Here is a 19,978-nt window from a genome sequence, read left to right as displayed (position 1 = left end):
AAGATTGAACGTCTACTAGCATGGATGGATGAGCTAAAAGCTAACCTAGACATCCCAATGTCTATTCAGGCGGCTGGGATTAATGAAGCGGACTTCCTGAATAAGGTCGAACAGCTAGCGATAGAGGCGTTTGATGACCAATGTACTGGTGCCAACCCTCGCTACCCACTCATTGGTGAGTTAAGAGACATTCTCAAAGACTCTTTCTACGGACGCGCTTATACCGAGTCAGAGACAGAAAACGGCGTGACCGATAAAGAGGCCGAAAAGAAACCCGCAAAGCGTAACGTAAAAGCAACCAGCAAAGCTGCGTTGGCATAGCCACCAAAACACGCCTCCTCTACGTCTGAGGGGGCGTTAGCCTCCGGCTACATACTCCCCATCAAAGCGGTCTCTCTGATACGTCACAGCTCCACCGAACAGTCCTATCAATATACATCATCCCTTGCTTCTTAATGTCCACCACGCCTATACGCTACCTATCTCATTAAAAGCCGATGTTTTGATACATGACGGTATTGTCGTCGCTTTTAATGTAACTTTTTCTCGGCTTCAATCGACTTTATTAATGCCTTAGGAGATCGATTTTTCACACGCTCTAACGTCAAGAAGTTGGCAAATGTAAATTTTCACCCTCTTTTATCTCATGAAATGAAAATTTCGTAATTTTGCAAAAAGTATCATCCATCACACCATTATTTTGTTTTTAGTGAATCAACACGCCACAATCTAATCAGGATCACAAAAGCTAACAACATTTCAGAAAAACATTGCAATGAAATAAATGTTCCATAATATCTAAATCATTAGATTTAATATGCTAGCAAGGCATCAGGTCACAAGTTTCGTCTCACCTGTTGTCGACTAAATTATCTGGAGTAAAGTGGTTATGAACACGATTAAAATGACAACCGCACAAGCGCTGGTTAAGTTTATGAATCAACAGTATGTTGAGTTCGATGGAATAGAACACAAGTTTATTCATGGCATCTTTACCATCTTTGGTCATGGCAATGTTGTCGGTCTGGGACAAGCACTAGAAGAAGACGCTGGCTCACTTGAGGTATATCAGGGCTGTAACGAACAAGGTATGGCTCATATCGCGATGGGTTACGCGAAACAAAACAAGCGCAAAAAGATCTATGCCGTCACCTCTTCTGTCGGCCCTGGCGCAGCAAACATGGTAACAGCAGCAGCGACAGCAACGGCGAACCGCATCCCAGTGCTTTTCTTACCGGGAGATACTTACGCGACTCGTCAGCCAGATCCTGTTCTACAGCAAGTTGAGCAATATCACGATGCATCAATCAGCACCAACGACTGCTTCAAACCCGTTTCACGTTACTGGGATCGCATTACTCGCCCAGAGCAACTGATGTCTGCAATGGTTAACGCGATGCGTGTATTGACGGATCCTGCCGACACTGGCGCAGTCACGATTTGTTTACCACAAGATGTACAAGGTGAAGCTTACGACTTCCCAGAGTATTTCTTCAAAAAACGCGTACACCGTATTGAACGTCGTCCAGCAACAAACCCAATGATTGATGACGCGGTTGCGCTAATTAAGAGCAAGAAGAAGCCGATGCTTATTTGTGGTGGTGGCGTACGTTATTCAGAAGCACACGATGCATTCCGTCAGTTTGCTGAACGACACAATATTCCTTTCGGTGAAACTCAAGCGGGTAAGAGTGCGGTTGTCCACGACCACGAACTCAACTTGGGTGGCGTAGGTACCACAGGTTGTCTCGCTGCTAACCGAATTGCGCGTGACACAGACTTAGTCATTGGTGTAGGTACACGCTTTACCGATTTCACCACATGCTCTAAATCACTATTCCAGAACCCAGATGTAGACTTCTTAACCATCAACGTCTCTGAGTTTGATGCAAGCAAATTAGATGCAACTTCGGTTGTCGCTGACGCCCATATCGCTCTTGAAGCAATCGGTGAAAAGTTAGCTCAACTTGGCTACGTGAGTGGCTACAGCGACGAAATTAAAGCTGCTAAGCAAGCTTGGGACAAAGAACTAACCCGCTTATTCAATGTTCAAATAGGCGAAGGTTTCGTTCCGGAAATCGGTGGTCACTTTGATGATGAGTTGGCGGAATACCGTGAAGCACTTAATACCGACTTAGCCCAAACCCGCGTACTAGGCTTGCTTGATGAACATCTTGAACCTGATGCCATTATTGTCGGTGCAGCCGGTTCACTCCCTGGCGATCTGCAGCGTGTTTGGCGACCAAAACGTCCGGACACTTACCACATGGAGTATGGCTATTCATGCATGGGTTACGAAGTGGCCGCGTCGATTGGTGCAAAAATTGCGAATCCAGAGCAACCTGTTTATACCATGGTCGGTGACGGTTCCTACATGATGCTTCATTCAGAGCTACAAACATCGATTCAAGAAGGCGTGAAAATCAACGTACTCTTGTTTGATAACGCGGCATTTGGCTGTATCAATAACTTGCAGATGAACCATAAAATGGGCAGCTTCGGCACCGAAAACCGTTTCAAAGACCCGAAAACAGGCAAGATGAGCGGTGGATTAGTGCCTGTTGATTTTGCAAAAAACGCAGAGAGTTACGGTTGTAAAGCCTACCGGGTACATACTGAAGAAGAGCTCATCGCCGCATTGGCCGATGCTAAACAGCAAACGGTATCAACCCTGATTGATATAAAAGTGCTACCGAAAACCATGACAAACGACTACGAGTCATGGTGGCGCTGTGGTACGGCTCAAGTCGCTGCGAAACCAGAGATTGAAGCTAAAGCTCAGGAAAACGTAGAGAAATTGAAAAAAGCGCGTCAGTACTAAACGATCCAGAGCTCGGGGTAAATAAAGTCTCACTCACTTCCTCACCCTGAGCTCAGGATAAATACTAACAATAAGTTTAATCGAGCGGTTTGCCCGTCCAGCGTGACTCCTGAGACGGGCTTTTTTATTTGTCGTAGTTCGAAATATCGTCTTGGCTAGAACGAGCCACCAGCACTTAAACCCTATCTTTCATCTGTACGAATCCATTTTTTCAACTTCCAATAACATTTGAAATTTATTTTCCGACTTGATCACAAAACGAATCAAATATCCCACTTTAAATTGAAAATGAAACAAATATTCCGTATAAAGGTTTTATTGAAACGTGAAACGCATATGGGCATTGCCTTAACGCAGACACAAAAACTTTAGCATTGGAACCATCCTAGTGATGACGGTAAGAGTTTAAGCTCTGAGGAGAAGAATGTGAGTATTGAGAAAAAGCTAGATGTCATTTGTATGGGCCGCATTGCGGTTGATCTTTACGGTCAACAGATCGGCGCTCGTTTAGAAGACATGGGATCTTTTAATAAGTACCTTGGTGGCTCATCAGGTAATGTGGCTTACGGCACAGCAGTACAAGGATTGAAATCATCAATGCTTGCGCGCGTTGGTGACGAGCACATGGGCCGTTTCCTACGTGAAGAACTCGAGCGTGTTGGCTGTGATACTAGTCACTTGATCACTGACAAAGAGCGTTTGACGGGTCTGGTTATTCTGGGCATCAAAGACGAAGATACTTTCCCTCTGATCTTCTGCCGCGAAAACTGTGCTGACATGGCAATCAGCAAAGATGACTTTACTGAAGAGTACATCGCGTCTGCTCGCTGTCTGGCAATCACTGGTACTCACCTATCCAATCCAAAAACACGCGAAGCTGTACTTACCGCATTGAAATACGCTCGTCGCAATGGTGTAAAAACGGCGCTAGACATCGACTACCGCCCAGTACTTTGGGGTCTGACTTCATTGGGTGATGGCGAAACTCGTTACATCGCTTCAGACAAAGTGACTCAAGAACTGCAAGAAGTACTTGGCCTGTTCGATGTTATTGTCGGCACAGAAGAAGAGTTCCATATTTGTGGTGGTACAGATAACACTATCGATGCACTAAAAGCCGTACGTAAAGTTTCTGATGCTGAGCTAGTGTGCAAACGAGGTGCTCTGGGCTGCTCTGTATACAGCGAAGAAGTGCCAAACGATCTTGATGACGGTCTGACTATTCACGGCGTTCGCGTTGATGTACTTAACGTTCTTGGCGCTGGCGATGCATTCATGTCTGGTTTGCTACGTGGCTACCTAAACGACGAAGGTTGGGAAAAAGCATGTGCATACGCTAACGCCTGTGGTGCGTTGGTGGTTTCTCGTCACGGCTGTGCTCCTGCCATGCCAACTAAGTTAGAGCTTGATAATTACATCACTCGCGCTGCTGATGTGAAACGTCCTGACCTGGATGTAGAGCTCAACCACCTACACCGCGTTACGACACGTAAAGCTCCTCAGTGGGATGAGTTATGTGTGATGGCATTTGACCACCGAAGCCAACTTGAAGACATGGCTCGTGAAGCGGGTACAGACACGGCACGTATCAAGACGCTGAAAAAACTTATCTTTAAAGCAAGCCAACAAGTCGCACAAGAAGCGAACTTAGCGGGTAAAGCAGGCTTACTGTGTGATAGCACATTCGGCCAAGATGTACTGAATGAAGTAACAGGACAAGGTTGGTGGATTGGCCGTCCTATCGAGTTACCGGGTTCACGTCCACTGCGCTTAGAGCACGGTAACATCGGTTCACAATTAATCGACTGGCCTCTTGAGCACGTGGTGAAGTGCCTAGTGTTCTACAGCCCAGAAGACGAGCTAGATATCCGTACAGAGCAAGAAGAACTGGTACAAGAAGTCTACCAGGCATGTTGTAAATCTGGTCATGAGTTGCTACTGGAAGTTATCCTGCCTGCTGGCGTTAAGAAAGAAGACAGACTTTACATTCAGGCTCTGGAGCGTTTCTACGACCTGGGTATCAAGCCAGACTGGTGGAAACTGCCGGCTCTTGAAGCCGATAGCTGGGACACGGTCAGCTCAGTAGTCACAGAGCGCGATGCATTCTGCCGTGGCGTAGTCATCCTAGGCCTAGATGCACCTCAGGAAGAGCTACAAAAAGGCTTTAATGCAACTGCGGGTAAAGAGATCGTAAAAGGGTTCGCGGTTGGTCGTACGCTATTTGGTGAGCCATCACGTCAATGGCTGGCGAATAGCATTAACGATGAAACGCTGATCGAAAATATCAAGCAGAACTACCACAACCTGATTGCACTTTGGCGTCAGCGTGGTTAATTCCCAATAAAAACGCTAGATAGGTATGAGAGCTTTTTCTGTTGGGCTTAAGTACCTGTTCTTAGCAACCCCAAAGCGCCCACCTGGGCGCTTTTTACATGGAGCGAAGAAATGATCATCACAGACCCATGGTTTTATATCGTATCCATACCCGCAGTCCTCATCTACGGAATCGGTAAAGGCGGACTCGGTGGCGCATTAGGTGTCATTTCAGTACCACTGATGGCTTGGACTATCTCACCAACCCAAGCCGCTGCGATACTGCTGCCGATCTTATGTGTTATGGATTTCTTTGCCGTTAAACACCACCGCCATTTTGCAGATGTTCGGGTGATAAAACGCATGTTGCCAGCATCGGCCCTCGGAGTAGCTCTGGCAGCGTTGTATTTAGGAAGTATGACCGAGTCTAGCGTGAAGCTGATTGTTGGACTGTTGTCGGTACTGTTCTTCTTTATGCACCTGTTTCAGCGCAAACAACCAAAACCCGGAGGAACGTTTTCAGCCTGGTTCTGGAGTACGTTATGTGGCTTTTCCAGTACCGCCATTCATGCTGGAGGTGGCCCTGCCAGTCTTTACCTGCTCCCGCTACGGCTCGAAAAAACCACATTAATCGCAACGATGGCCGTCCTGTTTGCCATTATCAATCTGTTTAAACTGGTGCCATTTACTTTGCTCGGTACCTTCGACAGCACCAACTTACTGACTTCTTTGGTTCTCATGCCATTGGCACCAATAGGCGTAAAAATGGGGGTGTGGTTACTGGATAAAGTCCCTCAGCAAACTATCTACCAACTGTGTTACGGCTTCTTACTCTTATCCGGAACAAAATTGCTCCTTGAAGGGATAAGCTAAAACCATTCTTTCATCCCAATAATCCTTATTAGAAAACGAAATGACAAAGGGGCCAGTTGGCTCCCTTTTATCGTATCGGCGAGAAATCAAGACGATTAACTCACGCCCAATATCGAAAAACCTCGATAAATCATCTGAAAGTAAATGAATGCCAACAAGGTTTGTGTCATCAAGAAACTTATCTAAAAACTATCAACGAGCACCAAAGATGATTTGAATTGATTCATTAGAAGTAAATGAGAAATAGATCGAATTTGTCAGATATGACAGCTATATGAACGATTTCATTTTTAAGCTAAAATGAAACACTTAAAGCAAGTCACAGAATGAATCTATGGAGAACATAATGTCAGCACCAACCACACTAAGTGAATTGCAAGACCAAATCAGGAATCGCTACGGTGATTTAAGTAAACGTCTTCAACAAGTTGCAGCTTATGTACTTGATAATAAAAGCAGTGTCGCGTTTGAAACTGTTTCTGTTATTGCTGAACAAGCTGATGTTCCGCCATCGACATTGATTCGTTTTGCCAGCGCTTTCGGCTACAGTGGCTTTAACGAAATGAAACAACTATTTCGTACAAACTTACTTGAAGAGACGTCTAGCTACACTGATCGAGTGAAACTTTCAAAAAGCATGGATGCCGACGAAGAGCCACCAGAGCGCCCTATTGATATTCTGCAAGCTTTTGCACGCGCCAATACCAGTGCAATACAACAACTGTCGACTCAAATCGACGAAGACAGCCTCAACAAAGCGGTAAAACTGCTCTCTGAAGCAGACAATATCTACGTCATCGGTCTTGGACGCTCATTCAGTATCTCTTCATACTTAACGTACGCATTCCGTCACCTGAACAAACGTGCGTTTCTTATTGATGGGCTTGGTGGCATGTTCAAAGAGCAAATCAACATGATTCGCGAGAACGACGTAGTCGTAGCGATCAGTTTCTATCCATATGCACAAGATACGACTGATGTGAGTGATGCGTTAGCAAACACAGGCACAAAGCAGATCATTCTTACCGACAGCCAGATCAGCCCACTTGCAGCCTTTAGTGATGTCTGCTTTGTCGTCAAAGAAGGCAAAGTAGATGCATTCCGTTCTCAGGTGGCGTCACTATGCCTGGCCCAAACGTTAGCGGTTTCACTGGCCTTTCAGGAAAGCGAAAACAATTCGGCAGCATAGTCCACTCGCAAATGCAGGGCGTATTGAGCTACGCCCTGCATTCACCTCTCCCATTTTTTCTCCCGCTTTGTTTCGCTATTTGTTGTTGAGCTCCAACACAAACACATAAAACAAATGAAAAAATAATTTCATTTTAATCTATAATTGAATATTAATTCCCTTAAATATTTTCAATAGGTAGGAGAAAGATGAAGTTATTTGTTTTTGAACATTGCCCGTTTTGTATCAAGGCGATAATGCTCGCGAACTTAAAGAACATGCCTGTCGAGTTTGTGTACTTACAAAACCACGATGTGGATGCCCGTATCGACAAAGTTGGCGCAAATATGGTTCCCATACTTGAAAAAGAAGATGGTAGCTATATGGCAGAAAGCCTTGATATTGTGAAATATTTAGATGAATGGGATGGCAACCCTGTATTATCACAGGCTGTACATCAAACTGATATCGACCGTTTTAATCAGGCAGTCAAAAGTGTTGAAGGTCCACTTGTACATCCACGCTGGATGGAAATCACTTTGCCTGAGTTTGGTAGTGCAGAGGCCAAAGCTTGGTTTACCACCAATAAATCAAAAATGATCGGCATGTCATTTGAGCAGGCGATGGCGCAAAGTAATGAGTTTCTCATTCAACTGAACCACGCTCTGCGTAATCTGGAATGGCTTACGCTACCTTCAAGTCGCGATAATGTTCTCAGTTACGATGACATTAACGTCTACCCTACTCTGAGAAACCTTACCGTAATCAAAGGCGTGGAGTTCCCAACAAACGTTCGTCGCTATATCGATGAAGTGACGGCGTTAACCAACATTCCGCTTTATGACCACGTAGCGGTATAACTTTACTTGGCGCCCAATCACACGGGCGCTGATTATTTTTAAAAAAGCAGATTGTTTTAAAAAGCACGCAGCCTCTTCACCTTCACTCGTACTAAGTCCCAGCATCGATATACCATCAAAGCCGTCAGTATTAGTACAATACCCAATATTTTATTGGTCGACATCATTTCATTTAGCCACACTACACTGATCAACACGGTCCACAAAGGCTCTAGTGTCATAAGCAGTGCAGCATTGGTTGCATTTGTTCCGCTCTGGCCTTTGATTTGAATGAAGAAGCGCAGACATGTCGCCGGAATGACACTAGCGGCAAACCAACCAAACGTACTCATACTGATTGAAGTGGGCCAAGACTCTATACAGGCAGAAAAAAGAATTGCCAATAGGCCGCCAGTGAAAAACTGAACACAAGTGAGGTAAAGCACGGGAATAGTTTGAGAGTGATGACTATTACAAATGAAATGTAACGCCACAAAAGCCGCCGAAACAAAAAAGAACAACTCACCCGTAGACATTGAGAAACTGCCCGAGAGGGATAGAAAATACAGTCCCGCGCTGACGAATGGAAGAGAAGCCCAAAAAGGGCGTGTTGGCCGCTGTTTAAACAGCATCCACCCCCAGATAGGTACAAACAGCATAGAAAGGCTCATGATAAATGCGCCCACACCCAGTTCATCACTGACTGAGACGGCATAAATCCACAAAGATAAAGACAAACCTTGCAGTAGCCCTATCCATCCCGCTGTGACAAACTGCTGGCGATCCCCACGAACCAGCTGCTTCATGCCGAATGGCGCGATAATCACAGCGGCGCAAACAAACCGAAATCCAATAAACGCCAGTGGTGGTAGCTCCGCAACAGCCTGCTTAGAAAATAACCACCCCAGACCCGCTAATATGGTGGCAGAAAACAGATACAGTTCCGCTTTTTTATTTGAAGTCATTACCGCCTCTACGTTTATGGAAAACCAGCTACACCCTATTAAATATCCAGAGCGTCGACCTGCGTCTCTTCATTTGTGTTGTAAATAAGTGCAACCACAAGTGACTGAATCAAACATTGGGTTGCGGATAAAGTCCGATACTTTTCTAACTGCGACTCTTTAATCACAAAACAGGCATCGCTATTGGTGGCGATAGGGCTTACCTGGCTGTCAGTAATCGCTATCTTCTTTACGCCTTTTTCTTCAACGACTTCACTAACCATTACCGATTCGTCAGAGTAAGGTTCACTGCTGATGATGACGACCACATCACCTCTGTGTATCGTCTGCATTTGCTGCAGATAAATTGCCCCCAAACCATCAACAAGAAACACGCGGCGGTCAATACGTCTCAGTGCGTAAACAAGGTATGATGCCATGCCAAAGCTCTGCCCGAAGCCAACCACATATATATTATTCGCCTCATTAAGCAACGTAACCGCTACTTGGAGTGTGTCGTGCTCAATTTGCACGTTTAAGTCTTCAAGGGAGTTGATGTTCGCCTTAGCTAACTGAGCAAGAATATTCGCTGGAGTCTCGATATTCTGATCATCATCTAAGCCCGCACCAATCCGGGCATAGCCGGTGTAACTCTCCGTCTGTTCAGCTAAATTAATACGAAACACTTTTTTAATGTCATTGAATCCACGATAGTGAAAAGCGTGCGCAAACCGAGTCAGCGTCGATGGCGGAACCTCCGCATTACGTGCTATTTCGGACACCGAATCGAACGCGATACTTTCCGGTTTTTCAACGACATACTTAGCAACTTGTTGTAAGCGTTGACTCAAATCTTCATACTTTGCGTATATGTCCCTTTGCAGTTCTTTCACGTTTGTTGCTGCAATCATATTCCCTCCTTGGAATAAGCTGTGCTTTATGAACAAGGCAACCATCAACCATCGCAACAAATACCATCCCAGCCATAAAAACGTGTTGTCGAGAAGTTCGGGATTTACACAAAAGATGATCAGGCTATATCAATTCATAGTTCGCATGGAAATTTCATTCCATTTTAAAGCAAAAATGAAATTCCAGTCAATGTAAATGATTGTCTGTGTTGAAAGCGAGAAAGTGCCAAACAATGTCAGAGCAGAGCGCTGAACATCCCCACTCAGTCAGTAGTTGATTGTTCGATGGATTTATTAAGCAGCCAAGAACTTGATTTTACTTACCAATTAAACTCAGCCGATTCATTAACTAAACGAAGATTGGCACGAGTTTTCCCGTGGTACTTTGCTGTTCATTGCAAGGGAATTGGTCTTTTCGCCCTTCTATCTTACTTCAAGCTCACACTATTGCATGAAATTTAATATTTAAAATTAATTAATTTGAAATTAACATTCCAAAAAATATACTAGTAGTATGACATCAATACAAGGACTCCCTTATGTTAAAAGCTCTACATGGTATTTCTACAAAAAGTAGTAACGTTATTACGGATGCTCGTATTGCACATGATATTGGTTATGATTGCTTAGAAATTCTGGGCGATAAGCTTATTAGCTACCAAGATAACGGTGGAACGAATAAAAAATTAAAGGAAGTTCTTGATGGCTATGGTTTAAGTGCTGGGTGTATCAATGCCCTTCTTTCTATAGAGCGTCATCAAGGCGAAGAACGTACGCAAATGCTCGAAGAGGCAAGGAGGTTAACTCAAGCAGCAGCCGAACTTGATTGTCCAACGGTGCAAATTCTTGCCCTCAATGGTATCGATCACCTCCCGGACGATCAAATCATGGATATTATGACCGAGAATATTGGTTCCATCTCTGATATCGGTAAAGAATATGGAGTCCGATATCAAATAGAAGTTATTGCCTTTACTAAGTTTCGCTCTCTAGAACAGGGGCTTGAAGTTATTCGTCGCTTAGGCCGTGACAACGTAGGTATGGTGGTCGACTTTTGGCATTTATGGGCAACGGGATCTAAACCAGAAGACATCGCGAAATTAGATAAGAACCTCATCTATGGCGTTCACTTTTGTGACGGCCGATTACCCTATGAAGGCGAAGATTGGGATCAACTCGTCCAACGTGGTTACATGCCAGGAGAAGGTGATATCGATATTCAAGCTTGGGTGGATGCAGTTAAAGCGACGGGTTATGACGGTATGTGGTCAGCAGAACTACTGAGTCCGAAGCACTGGGAATATGACTTATATGATATTGCACAACAATGCTTTGATAATATGAAAAAGTATATTGGTTAATATTTCATTTTAATCATAGATAAAACGTGCCGTTAAAAATAAGCGATTAGAATTAACGGCACATATAGGGCATGAAATTCACTTTAGCTTTACCATATGTTTTCTCGACAGTAAGTATCTATCAGCACAGGTTCAAAACTTAATGGCAACTGGTTATTACCCTCTGACTGATAAACTACTTTAAACAACTGCTCGATCAGCTGCTCTTTTCTCGTTGATAATACGGTGTGAACTAAACCTTCATTCAAAGCGTCTCGTGTTACATCTGTTAGCTCATGACAAACAGTAAAAATTTCCTTTTTAGTACGATGATTTTTTAGCGCTTCAATAACACCTTCACTTCCACCTCCTGCACAATAAATAGCAGAAAGATTTGGATGACAAACGAGAAGCTCTTCTGCCGACTCTAAAGCAAGCGAATAATTTTCAAGGCTCATTGTCGATTCAATGACTTCAGTATCAGGAGCATGTTCCTCAAAATAGGAGTAAAACCCACTCATATACCCAGATTGGCAATGGAACCTTTTACTTCCGGATATAATACCCACTGCCCCATTATCATTAGCCATATGATGAATGTACCAGGCTGCAAGCCTCCCCATCACATTGGGATTAATACCTAGATGATGTATCTCTTCCGTTGTATTTAATTGGCTCAGTAACGATATGATGTTGACGCCATTGCTAGCTAGCTTGTCAACGGCTTCTATAATCTGGGGGTGTTCAGGAGAAACCAGTGCAATGGTGTCGTATGCGTCTGATATTCGATTGAGCAATGTGGTGTAAGTCAGGTGGTTTAAGTCGTCCAGATAAAATATCTTCAGCTTACAATGTGGAAACTTATCGTAGACCTCATTTTGAATACTTTCGCCTAACAGCTTATAGAAATGCTGGTTTTGGGAAAGAAGAATTACTGCGAGGTTTTTTTCCAGATAGGTGTCATTTAAGGCAGTTTCGACCAGACGGGTTGCACGGAACCCAATCTCCTCGGCTGAAGCTAGTACTTTTTCTATAGTTTTACGTCTTACCGTCGAGCGTCGATTCAGTACCCTATCAACCGTTGCGGTACTAACACCCGCATGCATAGCAAGATCCGCTATTGTTACTCTTCTATTCTTTGCTTTATTCGTCATGAAATATCTTTTATTAAGAGTTGGTTACAAGGGTAGCCTTTCAATAGCCTTGAAACGATATTGAGTCAAGCGCCTACCTACGCTCAACTGGTCTGATCATGAGAATGGCGCACATTCCAAGTGACCTAACCGATATAAAAGATCACAGGTTTAGTATGTTCAAAAAACAAATAACGCTAAAGTTTAATAACCTTAGCGCTACGTATTCAAAAACGTTAATCCTTCTTATGCTTTACTGCCTAATATATGCTCTTCCATCTTTTCCAATGAAACGCCCTTAGTTTCTGGCAGGAAGCGAGCAATAAAGAAGTAAGACATCGCCATACACGAAGCAAAGACCCACATAGGGAATGCACCATTAAAATGCTCATTTAACCATGCGTTATCGTTCATAATTGGGAACAAAAGGCCGATAAAGAAGTTACTTACCCACATGCTTCCGATAGCAAATGACATACCCAACGAACGCATTCTATTTGGGAAGATTTCAGAAACGACAATCCACGCGCCCAAGCTCCATGAAAATGCGAAACAAATCATAAAGACCATCATCCCGAATAATGTCCAGTAGCCCATTTGAATGGCTTCTTCGCCCACTAGACCACTTGATTGATAGATGAAGTACGAGGTGAGTAATAAGCCAATAGTCGCGCCAATCGAACCAGCCTTGAGAAGCGGAGTGCGACCCACTTTATCCATTAATAAAGAACCAATCGACGTGCCAATAAGTTGAATCACACCAACCCAGATGGTTAAGAATAAAGAAATTTCTGCATTTCCAGTTACTTTTTCTAAAACAACAGGTGCGAAGTACATCATGACGTTAACGCCACTGGCCTGTTGAAAAATTGCAATTGCAGATGCGATAAAGACAAAAAACCAAAAGTGTTTCTCACGCACTACTGTCTGCTTGCTAGCGACTTGCTTGCTCACGCTTTCATCAACAATTGATTCTTGAATAGTAACAAGCTTTTCTTTCGCTTTTTCTGGATTGAATATACGAGCAAGGATTTTCTCGGCTTTAGCCATCTCACCCTTCATCACTAGCCAGCGCGGAGATTCAGGAATGATCAAGGAAGCCACCAGAAATAACACACAAGGAATCACTTCCGAACCGAGCATAACCCTCCAACCAGTATCAACTAGCCATGTTTCAGCCATACCTTTTGCAATTAAGTAGTTGACGACAAATATCACCACTTGGCCACCAACAATGGCGAAGTTTTGCATGCTGAGCGCTCGACCACGAACTATCTTTGGCGACACTTCCGAGATATACATTGGCGAAATTGAAGAAGCAAGCCCAACAGCCAGTCCTCCAATCATACGAAATACAATGAACCAAAAGAAGGTGTCAGCAAGTGCCGAACCTACCGCAGAGACTGTGAATAGAATTGCCGCAAAAATTAGCGAACGTTTTCGACCATATTTAGCACCAATTCGACCCGATGCAAGCGCACCGATAATACAGCCAATCGCAACATTTGATACTGCCCACCCCACACCAAATGAGTCGAGTTGGAAATATTGTTTTATCGGTCCGATAGCACCGGAAATAACGGCAGTATCATAACCAAATAATAAGCCGCCCAGTGCAGCAATACTACAAATTAATAATACGTACCTAACGTTGTACTCTTGTGATATCACAGGCTTTGATATATCGCTTATTGCGGACATACATCCTCCTTGAAAGATCAAGCTCCTTATTTTTTTAAAATTAGATTAGGGTCGTTCCACTCACTTTATTTCAAGGTTAAGTGCAACTCGTTCTTTATTGTATTCGGCTCAATTAACAATCTGAGAAGCCATTCTCAATACATACAGATATCGACAACGATCGCGTTTCTATCTGCTGATGACAATTACTTCTGACCAGATGTTTTTTTGCTAACACAACCTTCTTATTTAATGAAACTTAAATTTTACTTTTTAAGAAAAGTGAAATTATTAGTTCACAAAAAGAAATCTAAACGATAAACAGTGATGAGACCGTGACAAGACTCTCATAACATTTCATTAACAAGCTTTGGCATCAATTCCATCAATACTTCATATTAAAAAATGATGTAAACCATCATTTTTTAATAACTTATAGTTATCATAAAGTTAAGACCAATCTTCCTTATAACAATGTCCAATAAAGACATTAAACATCATTCAATACAGGCTATATCTAGTGAGATTGTGGTAATAGTTACGCGCTCTACAAATAAACCATGTTGCTAAAACAAAAGACCAATCACACAAAAAACGGGGGATCCGTGTATCAAAAACACCCACAAGATGAAAATTTTCGAATAATTTATTTCATTTTTATGCAATTAAACCTTTGTGCAAAAGGCATTGTGTAATCTAGCTCTAAGGCTCTAGTTCCCCAATTACAGGTAACTTATCCGTGATTAAGCGTATAATTGATGCTCTAAACGTTGTCTCCTTACTCTGCGCGGCTAAGGCGCTACAAATCGAGAAAACTAGGGGAAACGGAAATCTTTGGCTTTTTTAAACAAAAATCCCTCAAAATTTATTGAGGGATTTCGACTAAATTAAGAGTCCAAGACTATCGGAAAGTAACGATCAAATCGCAAAAGTAACCGACTGCCTAGTACTCTGTGCAGTAACTAATTTATTGAATACTATTTGTAGAACTCTGGCGTTTCCGGCATGTCGATATCAACAACCTTGCCTGAAACGCGTGCTTCAGCACATGCATCTGAAGTAACCGCTGCGAAGTAACCATCCCATGCATTAGGGCCATTTACTTCACCTGCTTGAGTTGCATCAATCCAGTCTTGAAGCTCCACGTCATACGCTTCAAAGAAGCGGTCTTTCCAATCAGTCAGAATGTTCGTAGAAAGTTTCGCATCTTTACGAGTCAATAGGCTCATGGGCTCTGGCAGATTAGCAATCCCCTCTTCACCAACGACTTGGCATTGAATATCGTAACCGTATTTACAGTTAACAAAAATTTCAGCATCAATATGAATGCCACTTCGAGTTTCTACGATCACCATCAGTGGATCCTGTAGCTTCGCGTGGGTGTATTTCGTACGTTTTGGATTAATAACCTGAACAGATTTGTAGTCGTCACCCACTAACCAGCGCAATACATCGATTTCATGGATAAATGTATCTGAGAAAGGCATATCACCATGGTAAGCTTCTGGAACTTCAGGGTTTCTGTGAGCGCAGTGTACGAGTAAAGGCTCACCGAGCTCGCCATTTGCAATTGCAGCTTTAAGCAATTTGTAGCCCGCATCGTAACGACGCATGAAACCAACCTGAACCAGCTTTTTGCCAGCAGCCATTTCGGCTTCAACAATACGTTTGCAACCTGCAGCAGTGTCAGCGAGTGGTTTTTCACAGAACACAGGTTTTTCAGCTTTGATCGACTCAAGAACAAACTCTTCGTGCGTCGGTCCCCAAGACGTAACAACAACCGCATCGACGTCTGACGAGTTAATCAGATCCTTACCATTAGCGTAAACTTCAGCCGGAATATTCTCTTCGGTCAAAAATGCTTTTACTGCGTCAGGATCCACATCGGTAGCAGCAACAACTTTTGCACCTTGTAGAAGGTTATGAATCCTTTTTGCATGTTCTTTACCAATTGCACCTAAACCAATCACACCTACTTTTAAAGTCATGATATTCGTCCTTTAATTTTCATTTATTTTAGAGGTAATAAACCGCCGTCTGAATTGCAGAGTTTTATTTTTATATGAATAAAACCAATACAGATTCAAATTAAATAGTGTTTATAATTTTTAATAAAATAAAAAGTTAATAGTTACATTTATAAAAATAATTAGTTCGGAATTAATTTATAATAAATGCATTATATTGATTTTAAATTCCTGCAAATTCTCGAATATATTTTCGCGCTTTTTGTGCGTACTCTAGTGGATCGGCAACGCTAGGGTCCTGCTCTGCTTCTATAACCATCCAGCCTTCGTATCCAGCTTTATCTAACGCGTCAAATATTGGTTTAAAGTCAATTACACCGTCGCCAGGAACAGTGAAAGCACCTAAACGAACGCCATCAAGAAAACAGCGATGCTCATCGATGACTTGTTGACGCTTTTCATTACGAATGTCTTTCAAGTGGACGTGTGGAATACGACCAACATGTTTATCTAAAACTTCAAGGATCGCTGCTTGCGTACCTTCTGAGTAGTAGATATGCCCCGTATCTAGGAGTAAGCCAACATTATCGTTCGTCATCTCCATAAATCGGTCTATCTCTGATGGGGTTTGAACACCGGTACCCATATGATGATGCAGACAAACTTTCATGCCTTTTTCGGCTGCAAGCTCAGCAATTTTATTGTAGCCATCAGCAACACGTTGCCACTCTTCGTCAGTCCAGTGCGGTTTTTCTTCAAAGACAGCTTTTTCAGTGCCCTGAATACTGCCACTTTGCTCCGAGCAACCAATAACCTTTGCGCCCATTTCATGTAGGAATTCCATATGCGCAATAAATTCAGTAATGGATTGTTCTTCCTTACCATCTGCAAAGAAAGTGCTAAACCAAGCGTTACAAATCTGAATGCCACGAAGCGCCAATTTCTCTTTTAGTACCTTGGTATCTTTAGGGAACTTACAACCCACTTCACTACCAGTGAATCCAGCCAGAGCCATTTCACTAACACACTGTGCAAATGTATTTTCTGCCCCTAAACTTGGTAGATCATCGTTTGTCCATGCAATCGGCGCTGCACCAAGTTTTACTTTATTTTTGTCCATTAACGGCCTCCCAATATAGAGTCCACTATTAACGAGTTAATAATGGGTTAAATACGCTCAAGGATGAATTCAATACTTTCTTTCGCTGCTTCAACGTGATCTGGAAGTTCCCAAACAGGCGCGGAGAATGGTTCAAATGAGAAATAGCCTGTATAACCAGCGTCAAGCAATTGTTTGATTTGACCAACATTATCCAAACGGTCTTGAGCATTAATCATCAGACGGTGGGCGTCTAACATTTCATCAAACGTGATGGATTCATCTTCAACACCTGAGATATGAACTAAACCCGTTTGCTGTGGGAAAAGTTCAGTTTCTGATGCACCCTTGTGGTGAAATGTGTCGTGAACGATCTTGAACGTATCTTCGAAACCGAGTTCTTTAATCGCTTCCACCGCTTCAGCTTTAGTGCGAAGGGATGAAATAGGAAAACCTAGGGGCTCAACATAGCCTTTGATGCCGTGTTTATCTAAGATAGTTTTGAGGTGAGTTAAAGACTCTTTCACTTGTTCCTTCGTACGTTGGTTACCGTCATTCAAAGGGCAAAGAACCAGCGCCTCCGCACCACATGCTGCGGCTAAATCAGCCAACGTTTCTGCTTTCTCTTTTAATTCGTTATCCCATACATTGAACGGGTATACGGCATTAATAGTTAGAATTCGAACACCTGCGGATTTTGCTTTAGCACCAATAACTTTAGCTTGCTCAACAGAAACCAAGCTATTCTCGTTTACGTCATTACGTAATTCGATAGCATCCAGTCCCAGCTGCAGTGCATAATCAATTAGAGCTTCTGCCGATACTTTTGGACAAAGCATGTGATTTAAAGCAAATTTAATTTGGGTGGTCATGTTCACTACCTCGTTATAATTTCACGTATTTATTAAATTAAAATATTAAATGTGGCTAACTAAGTAATAAACTTAGTAATCGGCGACCAAAAAATAGTAGCGATTACATATCGTTTTTGGTACTTATGTTTTGATGGGTTTTCATCAATGAAATGTGATCTAGTTTAAAATTAAGTAACCATCGCTTTTTAATTTTTATTTGCGTACCCAACCAGCTTGTTGTCCTGTTATTAATCAGCACGTTTTAGCTTCAGCTTGACGATTAAGATAAACGAGAATGAAGTAATTATTCTAATAAGCGAAGACAAAGAGTTATCTCTAGAAATTTAACGATGCCTAGCGTATTGTCAGCGCTAGGGAAACCGAATATTCGTTGAGTAATACCCATTGATACACCAAACCACTGCCGTGTACGAACTATAGAGTTATGAAGAAATCAACTTTTGCTGTAATTGCAGAAAAAGCGCAGGTAGGCATTGCTACCGTAGATAGAGTTCTGAACGAGCGCGGAGGCGTCTCTCCAAAAACGGTTCAGAAAGTGATAAATGCAGCTCGAGAGTTGGGGATTAAACGTACACTGCCAGAAATATACCAAGCTCCCTGGAGGATAGAACTTATCCTCAGTCAGAACCCTTCACAATTTTTCAAATCTTTAACCCGAGGATTTAGTAAAGTTGCTCAAGGACACCAGTATCGTAATTTTCGCTTACGTTGCAGCTTAGTACCTGAGAGTCAGCCCGAAAAGCTTGCTAATCATCTAGAGAACAGCGCCGATAAGTATGACGGTATCATCGTATTTGCAAATGACAATGACACCATTTATCAAGCGCTTGAGAAATGCCATTCTAAGGGAACCCCTGTTATCACACTAGCTACCGATTTGCCTGATAGCAAAAGGTTATGCCATGTGGGGATCGATCAGTATCAGATAGGAAGAACGGCCGCTTCACTGATGTCTAAAATGCTGCCAGAGCAAGGCCAAATCCTTCTTATGAGCGGGCGATTCGACTATCAGGCTCACATACAAAGAATGAAAGGCTTCAAAGATGCGATAAGAAAACGAGATAATATTACGTTAAGTGATGTTCTATATGGCAATGATGATAAAGAAACCATTAAGCGTATTTTGAGTCAACAAAATAACAGTGACATCATCGGTATTTATAATTCTGGAGCAGGAAACAAAACCATCGGTAATTGGATATCGAGTAGAGGTAAGGCTGGTTCTTGTGCTTTTATCACTCATGAGCTTTACGATACTACCGAAGAGCTATTAAAAAATAATACGCTTTCTTTCTCGCTAGACCAAAATGCTCAGAGACACGCAGAACTGTCGCTGGATATTATGTTCAACCACTTATCAAACGGCTATTCTCCAGATACTTATACAGATGGGAAAGTACCATTTAGAATTATAACTGAAGAGAATATCATCTAGCTTAAGGCGAAATAAAGAAGCATAAGCCATTAGCTTGCTGATTAGTTAATACTTACGTTATTACACAAAGATTGATGCCATAAATAAGCGTCGTTTTCTGATTGTCATTTTGAAACTTCCATTTTCTCATTTTGAGAACCCCTTCCAGCCACAACCTAAACCATTGATATTTAGATATATAAACTTTGGCACACTACCTGCAATCCTGCTGTAAACACTAGCAGGAGATACGATTATGGAACTTCGTAAAATTGAAACAAACGATACTATCGTGACATGGGTGATCAACGGGAACCTTGACGCAGACGGTAGCCGCCAGGCGCAGCCACACATTGATGAGATTTTGGCTGAGCCATCTACTCGAGAAATAGAAATTGACTTCAGCCGAGTCCAGTTTCTTGATTCATCAGGCGTAGGTGCGATCGTGTACCTGTATAAACGGCTTATCGAGAACCAGAGAAGCATGCGTATTGAAAACGCTTCAGGCCAACCTCTCGAAATAATGAATCTGTTGCGTATTAACCAAGCGATACCAGTTAACTCTCGAACTTACTAAATAACGATCACTGACAAAGGACGT

Annotated in this window: 15 protein-coding genes and 1 pseudogene; 9 read left to right on the top strand and 7 right to left on the bottom strand. The window is 42.6% G+C overall.

Annotated features, from left to right (window positions below):
- The 6 genes and pseudogenes from V1U08_RS18490 to grxB form a co-directional block, all read left to right on the top strand.
- Positions 1 to 321: pseudogene (locus V1U08_RS18490) on the top strand (bifunctional acetaldehyde-CoA/alcohol dehydrogenase); the annotation flags it as partial.
- Positions 322 to 889: 568 nt separating this feature from the next.
- Positions 890 to 2,821, top strand: a complete 1,932-nt coding sequence (iolD, locus tag V1U08_RS18485; RefSeq protein WP_329351475.1) for a 3D-(3,5/4)-trihydroxycyclohexane-1,2-dione acylhydrolase (decyclizing) — start codon at positions 890 to 892, stop codon at positions 2,819 to 2,821.
- Between the two features lie 426 nt (positions 2,822 to 3,247).
- The gene (locus tag V1U08_RS18480; protein WP_014232092.1) at positions 3,248 to 5,155 is read left to right on the top strand and encodes a bifunctional 5-dehydro-2-deoxygluconokinase/5-dehydro-2-deoxyphosphogluconate aldolase; all 1,908 of its coding nucleotides are present in this window, start codon (positions 3,248 to 3,250) and stop codon (positions 5,153 to 5,155) included.
- A gap of 111 nt (positions 5,156 to 5,266) precedes the next feature.
- Positions 5,267 to 6,007, top strand: coding sequence for a sulfite exporter TauE/SafE family protein (locus V1U08_RS18475; RefSeq protein WP_014232093.1), 741 nt, complete (start codon positions 5,267 to 5,269; stop codon positions 6,005 to 6,007).
- Positions 6,008 to 6,353: 346 nt separating this feature from the next.
- Positions 6,354 to 7,196, top strand: coding sequence for a MurR/RpiR family transcriptional regulator (locus V1U08_RS18470; protein WP_014232094.1), 843 nt, complete (start codon positions 6,354 to 6,356; stop codon positions 7,194 to 7,196).
- 188 nt (positions 7,197 to 7,384) lie between these two features.
- A complete protein-coding gene (grxB, locus tag V1U08_RS18465) occupies positions 7,385 to 8,035 on the top strand; it encodes a glutaredoxin 2 (RefSeq protein ID WP_330471212.1) in 651 nt (216 codons plus the stop codon).
- 56 nt (positions 8,036 to 8,091) lie between these two features.
- Here grxB and V1U08_RS18460 read toward each other — a convergent pair whose 3' ends face one another.
- Both V1U08_RS18460 and V1U08_RS18455 read right to left on the bottom strand, forming a co-directional pair.
- Positions 8,092 to 8,979: a DMT family transporter gene (locus V1U08_RS18460; RefSeq protein ID WP_065302372.1), complete on the bottom strand. Its 888-nt coding sequence runs from the start codon at positions 8,977 to 8,979 to the stop codon at positions 8,092 to 8,094.
- Between the two features lie 38 nt (positions 8,980 to 9,017).
- On the bottom strand, positions 9,018 to 9,869 hold the full coding sequence (locus V1U08_RS18455; RefSeq protein ID WP_065296969.1) for a MurR/RpiR family transcriptional regulator: 852 nt from the start codon (positions 9,867 to 9,869) through the stop codon (positions 9,018 to 9,020).
- A 539-nt stretch (positions 9,870 to 10,408) separates the two neighbouring features.
- Between V1U08_RS18455 and V1U08_RS18450 the strand changes: the two genes are divergently transcribed.
- Positions 10,409 to 11,230, top strand: a complete 822-nt coding sequence (locus V1U08_RS18450; protein ID WP_330471211.1) for a sugar phosphate isomerase/epimerase family protein — start codon at positions 10,409 to 10,411, stop codon at positions 11,228 to 11,230.
- 89 nt (positions 11,231 to 11,319) lie between these two features.
- On the opposite strand, the gene V1U08_RS18445 is transcribed toward V1U08_RS18450, so the two are convergent.
- The 5 genes from V1U08_RS18445 to V1U08_RS18425 all read right to left on the bottom strand — a co-directional run bounded on the left by V1U08_RS18445 (position 11,320) and on the right by V1U08_RS18425 (position 17,960).
- Entirely contained in the window at positions 11,320 to 12,363 is a 1,044-nt protein-coding gene (locus V1U08_RS18445; protein ID WP_330471210.1) for a LacI family DNA-binding transcriptional regulator, read from the bottom strand.
- Positions 12,364 to 12,588: 225 nt separating this feature from the next.
- A complete protein-coding gene (locus V1U08_RS18440) occupies positions 12,589 to 14,043 on the bottom strand; it encodes a sugar porter family MFS transporter (RefSeq protein WP_065299835.1) in 1,455 nt (484 codons plus the stop codon).
- A 956-nt stretch (positions 14,044 to 14,999) separates the two neighbouring features.
- Positions 15,000 to 16,010: a Gfo/Idh/MocA family oxidoreductase gene (locus tag V1U08_RS18435; protein ID WP_330471209.1), complete on the bottom strand. Its 1,011-nt coding sequence runs from the start codon at positions 16,008 to 16,010 to the stop codon at positions 15,000 to 15,002.
- A gap of 202 nt (positions 16,011 to 16,212) precedes the next feature.
- Positions 16,213 to 17,109, bottom strand: a complete 897-nt coding sequence (gene iolE / locus V1U08_RS18430; RefSeq protein WP_330471208.1) for a myo-inosose-2 dehydratase — start codon at positions 17,107 to 17,109, stop codon at positions 16,213 to 16,215.
- Between the two features lie 47 nt (positions 17,110 to 17,156).
- Positions 17,157 to 17,960, bottom strand: a complete 804-nt coding sequence (locus V1U08_RS18425; RefSeq protein ID WP_330471207.1) for a TIM barrel protein — start codon at positions 17,958 to 17,960, stop codon at positions 17,157 to 17,159.
- Between the two features lie 427 nt (positions 17,961 to 18,387).
- Here V1U08_RS18425 and V1U08_RS18420 point away from each other — a divergent pair, with 427 nt between their 5' ends.
- Together V1U08_RS18420 and V1U08_RS18415 are read left to right on the top strand one after the other, a co-directional pair.
- Positions 18,388 to 19,398: a LacI family DNA-binding transcriptional regulator gene (locus V1U08_RS18420; RefSeq protein ID WP_330471206.1), complete on the top strand. Its 1,011-nt coding sequence runs from the start codon at positions 18,388 to 18,390 to the stop codon at positions 19,396 to 19,398.
- 235 nt (positions 19,399 to 19,633) lie between these two features.
- Positions 19,634 to 19,954 (top strand): STAS domain-containing protein, encoded by a 321-nt coding sequence (locus tag V1U08_RS18415; RefSeq protein WP_014232105.1) that lies wholly within the window; start codon positions 19,634 to 19,636, stop codon positions 19,952 to 19,954.
- Positions 19,955 to 19,978 lie beyond the last annotated feature (24 nt).

The sequence above is a fragment of the Vibrio sp. YYF0003 genome (assembly GCF_036350715.1).
In the GTDB taxonomy this organism is placed as follows: domain Bacteria; phylum Pseudomonadota; class Gammaproteobacteria; order Enterobacterales; family Vibrionaceae; genus Vibrio; species Vibrio natriegens.
This window is presented reverse-complemented; position numbering and strand designations above follow the sequence as displayed.

What these genes read in the sequence shown, in the direction of transcription:
- iolD (WP_329351475.1), top strand. Translation starts at nt 890, where the DNA reads ATGAACACGATTAAAATGACAACCGCACAAGCGCTGGTTAAGTTTATG.
- V1U08_RS18475 (WP_014232093.1), top strand. Translation starts at nt 5,267, where the DNA reads ATGATCATCACAGACCCATGGTTTTATATCGTATCCATACCCGCAGTC.
- V1U08_RS18470 (WP_014232094.1), top strand. Translation starts at nt 6,354, where the DNA reads ATGTCAGCACCAACCACACTAAGTGAATTGCAAGACCAAATCAGGAAT.
- grxB (WP_330471212.1), top strand. Translation starts at nt 7,385, where the DNA reads ATGAAGTTATTTGTTTTTGAACATTGCCCGTTTTGTATCAAGGCGATA.
- V1U08_RS18460 (WP_065302372.1), bottom strand. Translation starts at nt 8,979, where the DNA reads ATGACTTCAAATAAAAAAGCGGAACTGTATCTGTTTTCTGCCACCATA.
- V1U08_RS18455 (WP_065296969.1), bottom strand. Translation starts at nt 9,869, where the DNA reads ATGATTGCAGCAACAAACGTGAAAGAACTGCAAAGGGACATATACGCA.
- V1U08_RS18450 (WP_330471211.1), top strand. Translation starts at nt 10,409, where the DNA reads ATGTTAAAAGCTCTACATGGTATTTCTACAAAAAGTAGTAACGTTATT.
- V1U08_RS18445 (WP_330471210.1), bottom strand. Translation starts at nt 12,363, where the DNA reads ATGACGAATAAAGCAAAGAATAGAAGAGTAACAATAGCGGATCTTGCT.
- V1U08_RS18440 (WP_065299835.1), bottom strand. Translation starts at nt 14,043, where the DNA reads ATGTCCGCAATAAGCGATATATCAAAGCCTGTGATATCACAAGAGTAC.
- V1U08_RS18435 (WP_330471209.1), bottom strand. Translation starts at nt 16,010, where the DNA reads ATGACTTTAAAAGTAGGTGTGATTGGTTTAGGTGCAATTGGTAAAGAA.
- iolE (WP_330471208.1), bottom strand. Translation starts at nt 17,109, where the DNA reads ATGGACAAAAATAAAGTAAAACTTGGTGCAGCGCCGATTGCATGGACA.
- V1U08_RS18425 (WP_330471207.1), bottom strand. Translation starts at nt 17,960, where the DNA reads ATGACCACCCAAATTAAATTTGCTTTAAATCACATGCTTTGTCCAAAA.
- V1U08_RS18420 (WP_330471206.1), top strand. Translation starts at nt 18,388, where the DNA reads ATGAAGAAATCAACTTTTGCTGTAATTGCAGAAAAAGCGCAGGTAGGC.
- V1U08_RS18415 (WP_014232105.1), top strand. Translation starts at nt 19,634, where the DNA reads ATGGAACTTCGTAAAATTGAAACAAACGATACTATCGTGACATGGGTG.